11 protein-coding genes are annotated in these 14,698 nt (G+C 62.7%); 8 read left to right on the plus strand and 3 right to left on the minus strand.

Annotation, left to right across the window (positions count from 1 at the left end; translation table 11 throughout):
• Window positions 1-93 precede the first annotated feature (93 nt).
• A complete protein-coding gene (gene gor / locus F4U95_RS13430) occupies window positions 94-1,440 on the plus strand; it encodes a glutathione-disulfide reductase (RefSeq protein ID WP_150426015.1) in 1,347 nt (448 codons plus the stop codon).
• Window positions 1,441-1,525: 85 nt separating this feature from the next.
• On the opposite strand, the gene F4U95_RS13435 is transcribed toward gor, so the two are convergent.
• Together F4U95_RS13435 and F4U95_RS13440 are read right to left on the minus strand one after the other, a co-directional pair.
• The gene (locus F4U95_RS13435; protein ID WP_150426016.1) at window positions 1,526-2,239 is read right to left on the minus strand and encodes a 2OG-Fe dioxygenase family protein; all 714 of its coding nucleotides are present in this window, start codon (window positions 2,237-2,239) and stop codon (window positions 1,526-1,528) included.
• Window positions 2,240-2,425: 186 nt separating this feature from the next.
• Window positions 2,426-3,205: an SDR family NAD(P)-dependent oxidoreductase gene (locus tag F4U95_RS13440; protein WP_150426017.1), complete on the minus strand. Its 780-nt coding sequence runs from the start codon at window positions 3,203-3,205 to the stop codon at window positions 2,426-2,428.
• Window positions 3,206-3,308: 103 nt separating this feature from the next.
• Between F4U95_RS13440 and F4U95_RS13445 the strand changes: the two genes are divergently transcribed.
• Window positions 3,309-4,205, plus strand: coding sequence for a LysR family transcriptional regulator (locus F4U95_RS13445; RefSeq protein ID WP_150426018.1), 897 nt, complete (start codon window positions 3,309-3,311; stop codon window positions 4,203-4,205).
• Between the two features lie 102 nt (window positions 4,206-4,307).
• The gene (locus tag F4U95_RS13450) at window positions 4,308-5,342 is read left to right on the plus strand and encodes a nucleoside hydrolase (RefSeq protein ID WP_150426019.1); all 1,035 of its coding nucleotides are present in this window, start codon (window positions 4,308-4,310) and stop codon (window positions 5,340-5,342) included.
• 6 nt (window positions 5,343-5,348) lie between these two features.
• Here the strand turns inward: F4U95_RS13450 and F4U95_RS13455 are convergent, their stop codons facing one another.
• Window positions 5,349-6,764, minus strand: a complete 1,416-nt coding sequence (locus tag F4U95_RS13455) for a helix-turn-helix domain-containing protein (protein ID WP_120250096.1) — start codon at window positions 6,762-6,764, stop codon at window positions 5,349-5,351.
• A gap of 192 nt (window positions 6,765-6,956) precedes the next feature.
• On the opposite strand from F4U95_RS13455, the gene F4U95_RS13460 reads away from it, so the two are divergent.
• From F4U95_RS13460 to F4U95_RS13480, 5 genes are all read left to right on the plus strand, one after another.
• Window positions 6,957-8,489 (plus strand): acyl-CoA carboxylase subunit beta, encoded by a 1,533-nt coding sequence (locus F4U95_RS13460; RefSeq protein ID WP_150426020.1) that lies wholly within the window; start codon window positions 6,957-6,959, stop codon window positions 8,487-8,489.
• 112 nt (window positions 8,490-8,601) lie between these two features.
• Window positions 8,602-9,039: a methylmalonyl-CoA epimerase gene (gene mce / locus F4U95_RS13465; protein WP_120250098.1), complete on the plus strand. Its 438-nt coding sequence runs from the start codon at window positions 8,602-8,604 to the stop codon at window positions 9,037-9,039.
• Between the two features lie 107 nt (window positions 9,040-9,146).
• Window positions 9,147-11,300: a methylmalonyl-CoA mutase gene (gene scpA, locus F4U95_RS13470; RefSeq protein WP_120250099.1), complete on the plus strand. Its 2,154-nt coding sequence runs from the start codon at window positions 9,147-9,149 to the stop codon at window positions 11,298-11,300.
• Between the two features lie 69 nt (window positions 11,301-11,369).
• A complete protein-coding gene (gene bioB / locus F4U95_RS13475; protein WP_246171592.1) occupies window positions 11,370-12,368 on the plus strand; it encodes a biotin synthase BioB in 999 nt (332 codons plus the stop codon).
• A gap of 318 nt (window positions 12,369-12,686) precedes the next feature.
• Complete coding sequence (locus F4U95_RS13480) at window positions 12,687-14,687, plus strand: acetyl-CoA carboxylase biotin carboxylase subunit (protein ID WP_150426022.1); 2,001 nt, start codon at window positions 12,687-12,689, stop codon at window positions 14,685-14,687.
• The last annotated feature ends 11 nt before the right edge of the window (window positions 14,688-14,698 follow it).

Here is a 14,698-nt window from a genome sequence, read left to right on the forward strand (position 1 = left end):
GAACGGAGGTGGTTTGGGTACCAGCAACAATATTCCCATTTGTAACTAGCGCCTACACCCGCCATATCCCGCCTCGATAAGCGGAGGCCAAGCATGAGCGGATATGATTTCGACCTTTTCGTCATCGGGGCAGGATCGGGTGGTGTGCGCGCCTCCCGCGTCGCGGCGGCGCATGGCGCGAAGGTTGCTGTGGCCGAGGAATTTCGGGTCGGCGGCACCTGCGTCATTCGCGGCTGCGTGCCCAAGAAACTGCTCATCTACGGCGCGCATTTCGCCGAGGATCTGAAGGACGCCCGCCGCTTCGGCTGGGACGTGCCGGAATGTGGCTTTGAGTGGACCACGTTGCGTGACAATGTGCTGGCCGATGTCGATCGGCTGGAGGGGCTGTATGGCAATACGCTGAGCAGCCATAAGGTCGAGGTGATCCGCGAGCGCGCGACCATCACCGGACCGCATGGCATCAAGCTGGCCAGCGGGCGCGAAGTGACGGCCAAGGTGATCCTGGTCGCGACCGGTGCCTGGCCGATCGTCCCCGATCTGGACGGCGCCGAACATGGCATCACCAGTAACGAGGTGTTCCATCTGGACGAATGCCCCCAGCGGATCGTGATCGTGGGCGGCGGCTATATCGCCAATGAATTTGCCGGCATCTTCCACCAGTTCGGCAGCCATGTGACGATGGTCAATCGCGGCAGCGATCTGCTGCGCGGCTATGACGAGCAGATCCGCGATCGCCTGCTCCAGATCAGCATGACGAAGGGGATCAATTTCCGCTTCAATGCGAAGATGGAGCAGATCGAGAAGAAGGAAGACGGCACGCTGTGCGTCCATATCGAAGGCGGCGATCCGGTGACGGCCGATGTCGTGCTGTTCGCTACGGGCCGCAAGCCGCATGTCGATGGGCTGGGGCTGGAGACGGCCGGGGTCGAGTTGACCGAGAAGGGCGCGATCAAGGTCGACGATTATAGCCAAACGAGCTGCGAGAGCATCTATGCCGTGGGTGACGTCACCGACCGGCTGCAACTCACGCCAGTGGCGATCCGGGAAGGCCATGCCTTTGCCGACACCGTCTTTGGCGACAATAAGCGCAAGGTGGACTATAGCTGCGTTCCGTCCGCCGTGTTCAGCCATCCGCCGCTGGCCGGCGTGGGCCTGACCGAGGCGCAGGCCAAGAACCAATATGGCACGGTGAAAGTCTATACATCCGATTTCCGGCCGATGAAGAATGTGCTGGCCGGGCGTCAGGAACGGGCGCTTTACAAGATGATCGTGGATGCGACGACCAACAAGGTTGTCGGGCTGCACATGATCGGGCCGGACGCGCCGGAGATTTTGCAGGCCGCCGCGATCGCGGTGAAGGCAGGCCTGACCAAGCAGGATTTCGACGACACCGTCGCGCTGCACCCCAGCATGGCGGAAGAGTTGGTGCTTCTCAAATAGCATCCGTTCGCTTCGAGCTTGTCGAGAAGCGGGAAGCACTGCGCTGGTGGTTCTCGACAAGCTCGAACTGAACGGATGTGAGGGGTTAGGCGGTGGCCACAAATGTCACCACCAGCGCGTCGCGCCAGGCTGGCGCGTCTGGATCGACGGGGTGAATTTCCGTGACGCCGTGCAGGATGCGGTGATCGTCGATCAGCATCGTGTCGGCCGGGTCCGCTAGTGTGAATTCCCCCAGCGCCGCGCCATCTGGTGCGCCGATGCGAGTAACGCCCTCGCGGACATTGCGGCGCTCCACCAGCATGACCAGCACATGGTCCACGCCGTCGCGGTGCATGCCTTCGGGCGTCGGGCGCCCCTGTTCGTCCGGCTTCGCTTCGATCCGGAACTGGTGCATTTCGACATGCCAATTGCCCTTGGCGGCCGGGTCGAAACTGTCGGCACAGAAGGCGAAGATGGACTGAAGCACCGGACTGTCGATCGTGTCGTCCGCGACCGGATCGAACCAGCGCTGTACGTCGCCGTTCAGCGGATTATAGTCGCGGCTCTGATAATGGGGCTGATGCGGCTTGCGCGTGAAGCGCCCCTGTTCCAGCGCGAAAGCGGCATGGCGGCGGCGGCGGTAGCGTCCACCATCGGCCATGTAGAGATCCGGGCCAAGAGCGTTCCAGCTTTGCGCGAAGGCTGCCCAGTCCGGTTCGGCAATGTCCAGCCTGTCGAACATCGCTGTGCCGGACAGGCGGGCATAGCCGTCGGCCAGGAGGGCGTCTTCGATATGGGAAAGGCTGTCCGTGTCGCTCATCATCATCCCTCTAATGGAGGCATGAGACGAGCGACAGGGCCAGTTACCACAAGCCGGATCGTCACTGCTCCGTTCGTGCTGAGTAGGGGCTGAGCTTGTCGAAGACCCATATCGAAGCACTGATCCTTCGATACGGCATTTCGACTTCGCTCAATGGCTACTCAGGACGAACGGCAATAGCGTGGTTCAGGCGATCGTCGGCACCATGCCGCCTTCGACCCGGACGGCCGCGCCGTTGGTGGCGGCGGCGAGCGGACTGGCGAGATAGGCGACCATCGCGCCGACCTCATCCGCCTCGATCAGGCGCTTGATGAGCGAGAGCGGGCGCAGCTTGGTGAAGAACTCGGCCTCGCGCTCGGCTTCCGGCGCGTCCTTGTTTTCCACCACGGAGCGAATGAAATCGACAATCCCTTCCGACCGGGTCGGGCCGGGCAGGACGGAATTGACCGTGACGCCGGTGCCGCGCGTATGTTCGGCAAGGCCGCGCGAGATGGACAGTTGCGCCGACTTGGTCATGCCATAATGGATCATCTCGGCCGGGGGCAGCAGGCCGCTTTCACTGGCGATGAAGAGGACGCGGCCCCAATTGTTTTCCAGCATCCTGGGGAAATAATGGCGGGAAAGGCGAGCGCCGCTCACCACATTGACTTCGAACAGATGATGCCAGTCTTCGTCGGTGATATCGGCGAAATCCTTGGCTTCGTAGATGCCCAGATTGTTGACGAGAATGTCGGTCGCGGGGACGGCGGCGATCAACGCGGCGGCGCCTTCGGCCGTGGCGGGATCGGCCAGGACCGCGTTGACGGGCAGTCCGATATCGGCGGCGGCGGCGTCCAGCTTGGCTTGGGTTCGCCCGGTGATGGTAACGGCGACGCCTTCCTGCGCGAGGCGCCTGGCGATGGCGAGGCCGATGCCGGCGGTCGATCCGGTCACGATGGCGGTTTTGCCGGTGAGTTTCAGGTCCATGAGCTTTTCCCTTTCGAATGAGACAGCAAGTTGGACAGGTAGATAGATATTTGCTTATTGATGATTAGAGGGAATGACATCACTTCAGAAGTGAATTGAAATCATGGATAATCGGTTCGGCGACGTCGAAACTTTCCTGATGGTGGCGGGTGAGGGCAGCTTTGCCGCTGCTGCCAAGGCATTGCGGCTAACCCCGTCGGCGGTCAGTCGATCCATCGCGCGCCTGGAGCAACGACTGGGCGTGGCGCTGGTGCGGCGGACCACCCGGTCGCTGGCGCTGACGCGGGAAGGCCAGGTCTATCGCGACCGGATGACCGCGATATTCGGCGATATCCATGACGCCGAAAGCAGCCTGCATATGGAGGGGGAAGGGCCGCGCGGGCTGCTGCGGATCAACGCTTCGCCCTCGTTCGGCATGGAGTGCCTGATCCCGATCCTGCCGCGGTTCGGCGAACGTCATCCGGCGGTGGATGTGGACCTGACGCTGACGGACGATATCGTCGACCTGGTCGAGGAGCGGGCGGACATCGCCATCCGCATCGGGCCGCTGCGCGACACCAGTTTGCGCGCCAAGAAGCTTGGGCACAGTCGCATGCTGCTGGTCGCAAGTCCCGATTATCTGGCGCGACGGGGGACGCCGGCGACCCCCGACGATCTGGAGGCGCATGATTGCCTGCGCTTCAGTTTCCGCCGGTCGGTGGACAGTTGGCCGTTCCGGGTGAAGGGGAAATTGGTGCAGCGGCCGGCGCAGGGGCGCTTCTTCGGCAATTCGGGCGAGGTGGTGCGGCACATGGCGGTCGCGGGCGCGGGGATTGCGCGACATGGCCGTTTCCACGTCGCGCGCGACCTGCGCGAGGGGCGGCTGGTCGAGGTGCTGGCCGATTATAATGCTGGCGACGGCGAGGATATCCACGCCCTCTACGCCGCGGAGGATCGCGCCGCGGCGCGGGTGCGGGTTTTTCTGGATTTTCTGGATGAAGCGATGGTCATCGATGGATGATGGGAGCGCCTATAGGCTGTAACTATGGCAGGGCCCAATATCGATATTTTACCCCATCGGCCGGCGCTTCCATGACGGAGCGACATGAAGGGGAGAGGATCTATGTCCACAGAGCTTTGTCGTCGCCACGTCCTGATCTCGGCCGCAGCGCTGATGGCGAGCCTTTCGGCGGCGGCGCACGGCGCCACGAGAGAGAGGCATGCCCAGGCGAGCGTCATCGTGGACAATGATTTTTCGGGCGATCCGGATGGACTGTTCCAATTGGCGCATCATCTGCTTTGCGGGTCGGTCGATATCCCGCTGATCATCGGATCGCATCTGCCGGCCAAATTTGGTGGCCCGACATCCGCTTCAGCCGGCTCTGCCAAGGCGCGGGCGTTGCTGAAGGTCATGCAATTGGACGGTCATCACGCCCCGATTGCAGGGGCGGAACTGCCCATCGCGTCGCGCGATCGCTGGAAGCCCAGCCCCGCGACGGCGGCGATCGTGCGCGAAGCGATGCGCGAGGATCGGACGGCGCCGCTGGTCTACGCAGCGGGGGCCGGGCTGACCGAACTGGCGCTGGCCTGGCTGGCCGAACCGAAGATCGGGCCACACATCAAGCTGGTGTGGATCGGCGGTGGCGAGCATCCCGGCCTGGCCTACCCCCCGCCCGGACCGGCGGAGGTGGAATTCAACCTGTCGATCGATCCGATCGCGGCGCAGATCATCTTCAACGAATCCGATATCGAAATCTGGCAGGTGCCGCGCGACGCCTATCGCCAGATGCTGTTTTCGATGGCCGAGATCGAGGACATTGCCGCCACGGGGCCTTTGGGCCGCTATCTCAAGGCGGAACTGGACGGCATGGCCGCGATATTGGCGTCCATTCCCGGCTTCCCGCCCATGCCCGACGCTGACGTCTATGTGCTGGGTGATAGTCCGCTGGTGACGTTGACCGCATTGGTGACGCCGATTCAGCCCGATCCTGCGTCCAGCCGCTATCTGCGAAAACCCACGCTCTGGTTGAATATAGACGGCAGCTATCGCGATCGCTCCGACGCGCGACCGATGCGGGTCTATAGCGCGATCGACAGCGACCTGACCTTCCGCGACATGGTAAGCCGCTTTGCAAAGCAGGCGCGGGCGGGCGGCTGAATTTCCTCACCCGATCCAGTAGGGCACGATCTGGCGATTATCCGGATCGACATGGATAGGGCGGTCGGCCGGCGGGAAGGCGCGCTGGTCGCAGCTTTGGCGGGGGCACAGGCGGCAAGTGATGCCGATCGGGGTCGCTGCGCCTTCCTCCGCCAGATGCAGGCCATCGGCATAGACGAAGTTGGCGGCATGGGCGACTTCGCAGCCCAGCACCACGGCATAGCGGCGCGGGGTGCGCTTGTAGCTGCCCGAGGGTTTCACCAACCCCTTGGCCATGGACACATAGCGCACGCCGTCGGGCGTTTCGCCGAGCTGGACGTTGATGCGGTCGGGGACGGCCACTGCCTCATGAACGTTCCAGAGCGGGCAGGCGCCGCCGAAGCGGGCGAATTGCAGGCGGGTGGCGCTGTGGCGCTTGGTGATGTTACCGGCCATGTCGACGCGACAGAAAAAGAAGGGGATGCCCCGCAGGCCGGGCCGTTGCAGCGTGGAGAGGCGATGGCAGGCCTGTTCGAAGCTGACGCCGAAAGTCCGGGCGATCCGATCGATATCGTGGCGCATCGTCCGCGCCGCTTCGCGAAAGGCGGCATAGGGCAGCAGCAGCGCGCCCGCCGCATAATTGCCAAGGCCGATCGCCAGCAATCGGTCGGCGCCGGGAACCGGCAGGGCGGCTTTCTTCACCACGTCGGCGATCACCGCCTGCCCCTCCAGCATCATCAATTGATGGGCGAGCATGAACTTGCGGCTTTCGGTCGGCAGCGCCGCGTTGATGAACAGCTTGCGTTCCGCCGGGCGATAGGCCCGCAGCGCGCTGTCGGGGGTATCGGCGATCAACGTCTCGATGCCATGGCGACGAGCGAGCGCCTCCACCAGCATGCCTTCGTCCAGCACCTGCCCCTGGGTGAAGCTTTCCGCCATCTCCTCGGCCAGGCAGTCGAGCGCGTGGACATAGTTGCCGGCCTCATGGAACCAGTCGCGGGCGGCTTCCCATGGCAGGCGGGCCTGCACCTCATGATCGTTGGCGATCGCCTCCTCGATCATGTTGATGCGTTCGTTGGCACGCATATGCGCATTGTAGAGATCGACATAGCGCGCCGCGAATTCGGGGAATTGCAGGTGCAGTTTCTCGATCCGCTCCGGCTCCATCTGGTTCCCCGGCAGTTCGGGATGGCCCAGCGCATAGGTGAAGGCGCCCAGAAGCTGCTCCTCCTCCCGGCTATCGAAACTGGCCCAGTCTGTGGGGAAGGCGCTGGCGAGCGCGGCCTTGACCTTGGCAGTCAGGGGACGATCGTCATTTTCCATCTGCGAAAGATAGGATACGGATATGCCCAGTGCCTGCGCCATCGTCGCCTGGTCCATCCGATGGTCCAGACGAAGCTGGCGCAGGCGAGGACCTGCGAAGATGCGGTTGCCGCGTGCCATATAGTCTTCCCTGCCCGCGCGGTTCGATTACTGGACCCCGGCCTTCGCCGGAGTCCGGAACGGCGCTGAACTCCGTTCCTAATTTGCGAAGTCGCGATTTGCAAATTAGCAAATTTACATTTGCGAACTGGGCTTGGGGCTGGGTAGGGGAAGGGCAAGGCGGCCGCTGCCGCACATGGGAGAGATGTAGGAATGTCGAAGCTCGCCATCATCGAACAGCTGGAAGCCAAGCGGGAGGCTGCGCGCCTTGGCGGCGGACAGCGGCGGATCGACGCCCAGCATGGCAAGGGCAAGCTGACCGCGCGGGAGCGGTTGGACGTGCTGCTGGACGAGGACAGCTTCGAAGAGCTGGACATGTATGTCGAGCATAATTGCGTCGATTTCGACATGAATGCGCAGCATATTCCGGGCGACGGGGTCGTCACCGGATCGGGCACGATCAACGGCCGGCTGGTGTTCGTGTTCAGCCAGGATTTCACCGTCTATGGCGGCGCGGTGTCGGAACGGCACGCGATGAAGATCTGCAAGATCATGGATATGGCGCTGAAGGTCGGCGCGCCGGTCATCGGCCTGAATGACAGCGGCGGCGCGCGCATTCAGGAAGGCGTCGCGTCGCTGGCGGGCTATGCCGAGATTTTCCAGCGCAATGTGCTGGCCAGCGGCGTGGTGCCGCAGATCAGCGTCATCATGGGGCCATGCGCGGGCGGGGCGGTCTATTCACCCGCCATGACCGACTTCATCTTCATGGTGAAGGACAGCAGCTTCATGTTCGTGACCGGGCCGGATGTGGTCAAGACGGTGACGAACGAAGTCGTCACGCAGGAGGAACTGGGCGGCGCGGTGACGCATACGACCAAGTCCGGCGTGGCGGACGTGGCGTTCGAAAATGATATCGAGGCTTTGCTGGCGACCCGCGATTTCGTGGACTTCCTGCCCGCGTCCAACAAAGAGCCGGTGCCCGAACGGCCGAGCGCGGACCCGTGGGACCGGATCGAACCGAGCCTGGACACGCTGATCCCGGCCAATGCCAACCAGCCCTATGATATGCACGAACTGATCCGCAAGGTGGTGGACGAGGGCGATTTCTTCGAAGTGCAGCCCGCCCATGCCGGGAATATCCTGTGCGGCTTCGGCCGGGTCGAGGGCAAGACGGTGGGCATCATCGCCAACCAGCCGATGGTGCTGGCAGGGGTGCTGGACATTAATTCGTCCAAGAAGGCGGGGCGGTTCGTGCGCTTCTGCGACGCGTTCGAGATACCGATCGTGACCTTCGTGGACGTGCCGGGCTTCCTGCCGGGGACGGCGCAGGAACATAGCGGCATCATCAAGCATGGCGCGAAACTGCTGTTCGCCTATGCCGAAGCGACCGTGCCCAAAATCACCGTCATCACGCGCAAGGCCTATGGCGGCGCCTATGACGTCATGAGTTCAAAGCATCTGCGCGGCGATTTGAACTATGCCTGGCCGACCGCGGAAATCGCGGTAATGGGCGCGAAGGGCGCGGTGGAGATCATTTTCCGGGGCAGGACGGCGGACGAGATCGCCGAGAAGACCAAGGAATATGAGGACCGCTTCGCCAACCCGTTCGTCGCGGCGAGCAAGGGCTTCATCGACGAGGTGATCCAGCCGCATTCGACGCGGAAGCGGATTGCGCTGGGCCTGCGCAAGCTCAAGAACAAAGCGCTGGAGAACCCGTGGAAGAAGCATGACAATATTCCGCTTTGAGCAATGACGTCATCCCCGTGAAGACGGGGATCCATCTCCAGACCTCACCCTTGGAGATGGCTTGGGAGATGGATTCCCGCCTGCGCGGGAATGACGAGGATAGGATGAAGTGATGAAACTCGGCCGTCTCAACCATATCGGGATCGCGACGCCTTCGCTGGAGGCGAGCCTTGCCTATTATCGCGACGTGATGGGCGCGGCGATCGTGCATGAACCGTTCGACCTGCCCGCGCAGGGGGTGAAGGTGTGTTTCGTCGATACGCCGGGTGAAAATGGCACCCATGGCACGCAGATCGAGCTGATCGAGCCGCTGGGCGAAAACTCGCCCATCCATGGCTTCATCGCCAAGAACCCGGCCGGTGGACAGCATCATATGTGCTACGAAGTGCCGGACATTCATGCAGCCAAGGCCTGGTTCGAGAAGTTGGGCAAGAGGGTGCTGGGCGAACCGCGTATCGGTGCGCATGGCACGCCAATCTTTTTCGTGCACCCCAGGGATATGAACGGGGTGCTGACCGAGATCATGGAAACGCTGAAAGAGGCGCACTGAATTTCGTCACCCCGGACTTGATCCGGGGCCCGCTGTTTTCGTCCCGCTCGCAGAAGAAGCGGGATGCCGGATCAAGTCTGGCATGACGAATGGGTAGGATGATAGTTATGACCGACAAGCCGACATTGGACCAGTGGGCCGCCGCTGCCGCCAAGGAAGTGAAGGGCAAGGATCTGAACTGGGATACCCCCGAAGGTATTCAGGTGAAGCCGCTCTATACGGCCGAGGATGTGACCGTCGATCCGGGCCTGCCGGGCTTCGCGCCGTTCACGCGGGGCGTGCGCGCCTCCATGTATGCGGGGCGGCCATGGACCGTGCGGCAATATGCGGGCTTTTCGACGGCGGAGGAATCCAACGCATTCTATCGCCGCAATCTGGCGGCCGGGCAGAAAGGGCTGTCCGTCGCGTTCGACCTGGCCACCCATCGCGGTTATGACAGCGACCATCCCCGCGTGACGGGCGACGTGGGCAAGGCGGGCGTGGCGATCGACACGATCGAGGATATGAAGATCCTGTTCGACGGCATTCCGCTCGACAAGATGTCGGTCAGCATGACCATGAACGGCGCGATCATCCCGGTGCTGGCCTTCTTCATCGTCGCGGGCGAGGAACAGGGGGTCGATCGCAAGCTGCTCGACGGGACGGTCCAGAACGACATTCTCAAGGAGTTCATGGTCCGCAACACCTATATCTACCCGCCCGAACCCTCCATGCGGATCATCAGCGACATTTTCGGCTATACGTCGCGGGAAATGCCCAAGTTCAACAGCATCTCCATTTCCGGCTATCATATGCAGGAAGCGGGCGCGACGCAGGTGCAGGAACTGGCCTTCACCATCGCCGACGGCATCGAATATGCGCGCTATGGCATGGCAAGCGGGCTGGACATCGACAATTTTGCCGGGCGGTTGAGCTTCTTTTTTGCGATCGGCATGAATTTCTTCATGGAGATCGCCAAGCTGCGCGCCGCCCGCGTGCTGTGGCACCGCGCCATGACCAAGCTGGGCGCTCAGAGCGAGCGCAGCAAGATGCTGCGCACCCATTGCCAGACCAGCGGCGTATCGCTGACCGAGCAGGATCCGTATAACAACGTCATGCGCACCACGATCGAGGCGATGGCCGCGATGCTTGGGGGCACGCAGTCGCTGCACACCAATGCCCTGGACGAGGCGATCGCGCTGCCGACGGATTTTTCCGCCCGGATTGCGCGCAACACCCAGATCGTCATTCAGGAAGAGACGGGCATGTGCAATGTCGTCGATCCGCTGGGTGGCAGTTACTATGTAGAGAGCCTGACGCAGCAACTGGTGGACGCCGCGCAGGAGATTATCGACCGGGTCGAAAGCGAAGGCGGCATGGCGAAGGCCGTGGCGGCGGGATGGCCCAAGGCGATGATCGAAACGGCAGCAGCAGCGCGGCAGGCGCGGGTCGATCGCGCCGAAGACGTGATCGTGGGCGTCAACAAATATCGGCTGGCGAACGAGGATTTGCTGGAAACACTGGATATCGACAATGCCAAGGTGCGCGAGGCGCAGATCGCCCGCATCAACCGGGTCAAGGCGGAGCGTGACGAGGAAAAGTGTCAGGCCGCGTTGCAGGCGCTGCGCGATGCCGCCGCCGCGCCGCAATCGATCGAGACAAACCTTCTGGCTCATGCGGTGGAAGCGGCGCGCGCCCGCGCCACGCTGGGCGAAATCTCCTCCGCCATGGAGGATAGTTTCCAGCGCTACGGCACGCAGCCGACGCCGGTGAAGGGCGTCTATGCGGCGCCCTATGCCGGCGACAGTCGCTGGCAACAGGTTCTCGACGGCGTGCAGGCCGTCGAACGGCGCCTCGGTCGTAAACCCAAATTGCTCGTCGCAAAAATGGGACAGGATGGCCACGACCGGGGCGCCAACATCATCGCATCGGCCTTTGGCGATCTGGGGTTCGACGTCGTGTCCGGCCCCTTGTTCCAGACGCCCGAGGAAACGGTGGTGCTGGCGCTGGACAGCGGCGTCGATGTAGTGGGCGCGTCCAGCCTTGCGGCGGGGCACAAAACCTTGATCCCCGAACTCATCAATCGGCTGCGGGAAAAGGGGCGCACCGACATCAAGGTGATCGCCGGTGGCGTCATCCCGCCGCAGGATTACGACTATCTTCGTGACGCCGGGGTTCAGGGCATTTATGGGCCGGGTTCCAACGTCGTGGAGTGCGCTGCCGATGTGCTGCGCCTGCTCGGCCACAATATGCCCCCTGCCGGGCTGGAGGAAGCTGCTTGACCCGTAATTCTGCCTTTTGTGTCGTCGATGGATCGTTTATAGATTTCGTCAGACAATCGGAGGATGCCCATGTTTGACGCTCGCAACGACTGGACCCGTGAGGAAATCGCGGCGCTGTTCGATCTGCCCTTCAACGATCTGATGTTCGAAGCGCAATCGATCCACCGCAACAATTTCCCGCGCAACGAAGTGCAACTGTCCACCTTGTTGTCGATCAAGACCGGCGGTTGTCCGGAGGATTGCGGCTATTGCAATCAGTCGGCATCGGCGGAAAGCGGCCTGAAGGCCGAAAAGCTGATGAGCGTGCAGGCGGTGATGCAGGCGGCGGCGCAGGCCAAGGACGCGGGCTCCTCACGTTTTTGCATGGGCGCGGCCTGGCGCAACCCCAAGGAGCGCGACATGCCCGCCATCGTCCAGATGGTGAAGGGCGTGCGCCAGATGGGCATGGAAACCTGCATGACCTTGGGCATGCTGGACGAAAAGCAGGCCAAGACATTGGCCGATGCGGGCCTCGATTATTACAACCATAATATCGACACCTCGCCCGAACATTATGAGAAGGTCATCACCACCCGGACGTTTGACGACCGGTTGGTGACGCTGGAGAACGTCCGCAATTCGGGCATCAACGTGTGCAGCGGCGGGATCGTCGGCATGGGCGAAACGCGCGACGATCGCGTCGGCTTCCTGCACGCGCTGGCCGTGCTGCCGGCCCATCCGCAGAGCGTACCGATCAACGCGCTGGTCCCGGTCAAGGGCACGGTGCTGGGCAATATGCTGGCCGACACGCCGCTCGCCAAGATCGACGAGATCGAATTCGTGCGCACCGTTGCGGTCGCGCGGATCGTGATGCCGGAGAGCATGGTGCGGTTGTCAGCCGGGCGCGAGAGCATGTCGGATAGCTGCCAGGCGCTCTGCTTCATGGCAGGCGCGAACAGCATCTTCACCGGCGACAAGCTGCTGACCACGGCCAATGCGGGCGACAATGCGGATGCCGCGCTGTTCGCGAAGCTGGGCGTCGTGCCGATGCAGGCTGAGGTCAAGGTCGAGATGGAAGCGGCCGAGTGAAATCAGCGCTCCCCTTCGTCACCACGGACTTGATCCGGGGCCCCGCTTCTTCTCTGCCGTCGCGCGAGAAGACAGCGGGATGCCGGATCAAGTCCGGCATGACGGGGTGGGGTGAGGCTTCGGAGGGGTGATCCATTGTGCCTCCCTCCGTCATGCTGGTCTTGGTTCAGCATCCATCGCGTCTCCGGGCGCGATGCGCCGTGTGGAGGAATGAACCCTGAAACAAGTTCAGGGTGACGATTGGAAATAGAAAGGCTGACGGGCGTCGAGAAATGTCGCCCGCATGCCCGATAGGATAGGACTGGGACAGGAATTATAATGGCAATCACCAAGATCCTGATCGCGAACCGTGGCGAAATTGCGTGCCGGGTCATGCGTACGGCCAAGAAAATGGGCATCAAGACCGTCGCGGTCTATTCCGATGCCGATGCCCGTGCGCCGCATGTGCTGATGGCCGATGAAGCCGTCCATATCGGCCCATCGCCCGCCGCCCAATCCTATCTGATCGCCGACAAGATCATCGACGCCTGCAAGCAGACCGGCGCCGATGCGGTACATCCGGGCTACGGCTTCCTCTCCGAGCGGGAGAGCTTTCGCAAGGCGCTGGACGCGGAGGGGATCATCTTCGTGGGGCCGCCCGCCAATGCGATCGCGGCGATGGGCGACAAGATCGAGTCCAAGAAGCTGGCATTGGAAGCGGGCGTCAACGTCGTGCCGGGCTATGTCGGCGTGATCGACGATACCGAACATGCCGTGAAGATCTCCAATGAGATCGGCTATCCCGTGATGATGAAGGCGTCGGCGGGCGGCGGCGGCAAGGGGATGCGCCTCGCCTATAGCGAACAGGATGTCCGCGAAGGCTTCGAGGCGACCAAGCGCGAGGGGCTGAACAGCTTCGGCGACGACCGCGTCTTCATCGAGAAGTTCATCGAAAGCCCGCGCCATATCGAAATTCAGGTGCTGGGCGACCAGCACGGCAATATCGTTTACCTGAACGAACGCGAATGTTCGATCCAGCGCCGACACCAGAAGGTGGTGGAGGAAGCGCCGTCGCCCTTCGTATCACCCGAAATGCGCAAGAAGATGGGCGAACAATGCGTCGCGCTCGCCCGCGCGGTCGGCTATTTCAGCGCCGGCACGGTCGAACTTATCGTCAGCGGTGAGGACAAGACCGGGGACGGCTTCTACTTCCTGGAAATGAACACCCGGTTGCAGGTGGAGCATCCCGTCACCGAAGAAATCACCGGTGTCGATCTGGTCGAACAGATGATCCGCGTGGCCAATGGCGAGGCGCTGTCGTTCGGGCAGGCTGACGTGAAGATCAATGGCTGGTCGATCGAGAACCGCGTCTATGCCGAAGATCCCTATCGCGGCTTTCTGCCGTCCACCGGCCGCCTGATCCGCTATAACCCGCCCGAAACCGGGACGGATGACAATGGCGCGCTGATCCGTGTCGATGACGGCGTGGAAGAGGGGGGCGAAGTCTCCATCTTCTACGATCCGATGATCGCCAAGCTCATCACCTGGGCGCCGACCCGCCTCGAAGCCATCGACAAGCAGATCGAGGCGCTCGACAAGTTCGAGATTGAAGGGCCGGGCCACAATATCGATTTCGTGTCCGCGCTGATGCAGCATGAGCGGTTCCGGTCGGGCAATATCACCACCGGCTTCATCGCGGAGGAATATCCCGACGGGTTCCAGGGCGCGCCTGCTTCGGCCGAACTGCTGGTGAGGCTGTCGGCGATCGGCGCCTTTGCCGCCATGGCGCAGGCCGACCGGGCACGCCGGATCGACGGGCAATTGGGCAAGCGCCTCGCGCCGCCGACCGGCTGGCAGGTGAAGATCGGCGACGCCATCCATGATGTGGAGATCGACGGCGACGAGGTCACGGTCGATGGGGACGCCATCGACATGGCGCTGGAATATACGCCCGGCGATCGTTTGATCGAAGCGGAGTTTGGCGAGGAGGATCTGGCGGTGCGGATCGCGCCGGTGCGATCCGGCTTCGTGCTGACGGCGCATGGGGCGAGCCATCGCCTGCGCATCCTGCCTGCCCATGCCGCGCCGCATGCGCAGCATATGATCGAAAAGATCCCGCCGGACCTGTCGCGCTACCTGATCTGCCCGATGCCCGGCCTGCTCGTCGCGCTGCATGTGGCGGAGGGCGACAAGGTCGAAGCCGGCCAGCCGCTGGCGGTGATCGAAGCAATGAAGATGGAAAATATCCTGCGCGCGCAAAAGGCAGGCGTAGTGAAGAGCGTGTCGGCGGCGCAGGGCGAAAGCCTGCCGGTGGACGCCATCATCCTTGAAATGGAATAATCGCCTTATTG

Source organism: Sphingobium limneticum, assembly GCF_008710165.1.
In the GTDB taxonomy this organism is placed as follows: domain Bacteria; phylum Pseudomonadota; class Alphaproteobacteria; order Sphingomonadales; family Sphingomonadaceae; genus Sphingobium; species Sphingobium limneticum.

What these genes read in the sequence shown, in the direction of transcription:
- F4U95_RS13455 (WP_120250096.1), bottom strand. Translation starts at nt 6,764, where the DNA reads ATGGCACGCGGCAACCGCATCTTCGCAGGTCCTCGCCTGCGCCAGCTT.
- F4U95_RS13445 (WP_150426018.1), top strand. Translation starts at nt 3,309, where the DNA reads ATGGATAATCGGTTCGGCGACGTCGAAACTTTCCTGATGGTGGCGGGT.
- F4U95_RS13460 (WP_150426020.1), top strand. Translation starts at nt 6,957, where the DNA reads ATGTCGAAGCTCGCCATCATCGAACAGCTGGAAGCCAAGCGGGAGGCT.
- F4U95_RS13435 (WP_150426016.1), bottom strand. Translation starts at nt 2,239, where the DNA reads ATGAGCGACACGGACAGCCTTTCCCATATCGAAGACGCCCTCCTGGCC.
- gor (WP_150426015.1), top strand. Translation starts at nt 94, where the DNA reads ATGAGCGGATATGATTTCGACCTTTTCGTCATCGGGGCAGGATCGGGT.
- mce (WP_120250098.1), top strand. Translation starts at nt 8,602, where the DNA reads ATGAAACTCGGCCGTCTCAACCATATCGGGATCGCGACGCCTTCGCTG.
- F4U95_RS13450 (WP_150426019.1), top strand. Translation starts at nt 4,308, where the DNA reads ATGTCCACAGAGCTTTGTCGTCGCCACGTCCTGATCTCGGCCGCAGCG.
- F4U95_RS13440 (WP_150426017.1), bottom strand. Translation starts at nt 3,205, where the DNA reads ATGGACCTGAAACTCACCGGCAAAACCGCCATCGTGACCGGATCGACC.
- F4U95_RS13480 (WP_150426022.1), top strand. Translation starts at nt 12,687, where the DNA reads ATGGCAATCACCAAGATCCTGATCGCGAACCGTGGCGAAATTGCGTGC.
- scpA (WP_120250099.1), top strand. Translation starts at nt 9,147, where the DNA reads ATGACCGACAAGCCGACATTGGACCAGTGGGCCGCCGCTGCCGCCAAG.
- bioB (WP_246171592.1), top strand. Translation starts at nt 11,370, where the DNA reads ATGTTTGACGCTCGCAACGACTGGACCCGTGAGGAAATCGCGGCGCTG.